Genomic DNA, 2,059 nt, shown 5'->3' on the forward strand with positions numbered 1-2,059 from the left:
GCGACGTTCTGGCTGCCGGTGAGCGCGTGACAGATTAACACGACGTTGTCGCCGTCGAACTCGCCGTGGGTCTCGTAGGCGACCTCGAAGTCGGGCACCGACTGCCCGCACTCGAAGGTGAACTCGCCGAGCGAGGCGACGCCGTGGTCGGTCGGGACGGCGCTCATCGGATCAGGCCCCCTCGCCGTCGCTCCCGTCCGCACTCCCCTCGTCCACGCTCTCCCCGTCCGCCGCGCGCTCGCCCGCGGCCAGCCCCGCGTCGAGGTCGGCGATCACGTCCTCCGGGTCCTCGATGCCGATCGAGAGCCGAAGCATCTCGGGGTAGACGCCCGCCAGCCGCTGCTGTTCTTCGTCCATCTGCGCGTGCGTCGTGGAGGACGGGTGGATGACGAGCGTCTTCGCGTCGCCGATGTTCGCGAGGAAGCTCGTCAGCTCGACCGACTCGCAGAACGTCTTCGCGGCCTCGTAGCCGCCGTCGACGCCGAAGGTGACCATCCCGCCGAAGCCGTCGAGGTACTCGGCGGCGTTGCCGTGGCTCTGGTGGTCCTCGAACCTCGGGTACGACACCCAGTCGACGCGGTCGTCGTCGCGGAGGAACTCGGCCACCCGCCGCGCGTTCTCGCAGTGCCGCTCCATCCGCAGCGGGAGGGTGTTGAGCCCCTGAATCGTCTGCCACGCGTCGAAGGGCGACTGCTGGCCGCCGGTCGGGCGCACCCCGCGCTGGCGGACGACGTTGGCGAACGCGGCGTCGCCGAACTGCTCGACGAAGTCGATCGGGAACGCCGGCGATTCGCCGTCCAGCTCGTCGTAGTCGGCGTCGGGGTGGTCCCACGGGAACTGCCCGCTGTCGACGACGACGCCGCCGACAGTGGTGCCGTTGCCCGTGATCCACTTCGTCGTCGACTCCCACGTGATATCAGCACCGTGTTCGAACGGCCGACAGAGGTAGGGAGTCGCGAACGTGTTGTCGACGACGAGCGGGACCGCGTGGTCGTGGGCGATGTCGGCCAGCCGCTCGAAGTCGGGCGTGACGAGCGAGGGGTTCGCGATCGTCTCGACGTGGACGAACGCGGTGTCGCCGTCGATCGCGTCCGCGTACGCCTCGTAGTCGAGCGTGTCGACGAGCCGCGCCTCGATCCCCCGGCGGCCCGCGATGCTCGTGAGGTACGCGGCGGTGCCGCCGTACATCTCGGAGCTGGCGACGACGTTGTCGCCCGCGCTCGCGAGGACGGTCGTGATCGCGTCGAACGCTGCCATCCCCGACCCGGTCGCGACCGCGTCCGACCCGCCCGAGAGATCCGCCAGCCGGTCCTCCAAGACGTTCACCGTCGGGTTCGACAGCCGGGAGTAGATGTGGCCCTCCGCCCGGAGCGCGTACATCTCCGCCGCCGTGTCCGCGTCGTCGAAGACGTACGAGGTCGTCTGGTGGATCGGCGTGGCGCGGGCACCGGTGGCCGAGTCGGGCTCGGCTCCGGCGTGGAGACTCCGGGTGGAAAACCCACGTGTCATGTTTGTTGCTCATACGTCCACAAACTTCTATAACCGTCAGTTACGGCAATTGATGCCCCCTTCGACGGGGTCGGTGGTCCCGTTCCGCCGACCGCGCCGCTCCCGTCTCCCCGAAGCGTGCGTTTATGGCCGATCGGGCTCCAACCGGTGGTAATGGCAGTCGCCGCTCCCGTCCCCGACCTCGCCGACCGCGCGACCGACTGCGCCGACCGCCTGCGCGAGGCCGACCGGGTCCTCTTGGCCTCCCACATCGACGCCGACGGGATCACGAGCGCCGCGATCGCTTCCACCGCGCTCGCGCGGGCCGGGGTCGACCACGAGGTCGTCTTCGAGAAGCAGCTGGACGCCGACTCGATCGCCGGCATCGCCGCCCGCGAGTTCGACGTGGTGCTTTTCACCGACTTCGGCTCCGGCCAGCTCGACATCATCGCCGACCACGAGGCGGCCGGCGACTTCGTCCCCGTCGTCGCCGACCACCACCAGCCCGCCGACCGCGACACGCGGTACCACCTCAACCCCCTGCTCGAAGGGATCGACGGCGCGAGCGAGC

2 protein-coding genes and 1 pseudogene are annotated in these 2,059 nt (G+C 69.7%); 1 reads left to right on the plus strand and 2 read right to left on the minus strand.

What is annotated here, in order from left to right; genetic code table 11:
* Together BN903_RS16920 and BN903_RS11730 are read right to left on the minus strand one after the other, a co-directional pair.
* Positions 1–167: pseudogene (locus tag BN903_RS16920) on the minus strand (homoserine O-acetyltransferase); the annotation flags it as partial.
* A 4-nt stretch (positions 168–171) separates the two neighbouring features.
* On the minus strand, positions 172–1,509 hold the full coding sequence (locus BN903_RS11730) for an O-acetylhomoserine aminocarboxypropyltransferase/cysteine synthase family protein (protein WP_048077902.1): 1,338 nt from the start codon (positions 1,507–1,509) through the stop codon (positions 172–174).
* A gap of 153 nt (positions 1,510–1,662) precedes the next feature.
* Here BN903_RS11730 and BN903_RS11735 point away from each other — a divergent pair.
* Positions 1,663–2,059: DHH family phosphoesterase (locus BN903_RS11735; protein ID WP_048077903.1), on the plus strand; the 397-nt coding region annotated here is incomplete at its 3' end.

It is taken from the genome of Halorubrum sp. AJ67 (assembly GCF_000513435.1).

Excerpts from the sequence above, each read along its gene's own strand:
- BN903_RS11730 (WP_048077902.1), bottom strand. The coding sequence starts at position 1,509 with ATGACACGTGGGTTTTCCACCCGGAGTCTCCACGCCGGAGCCGAGCCC.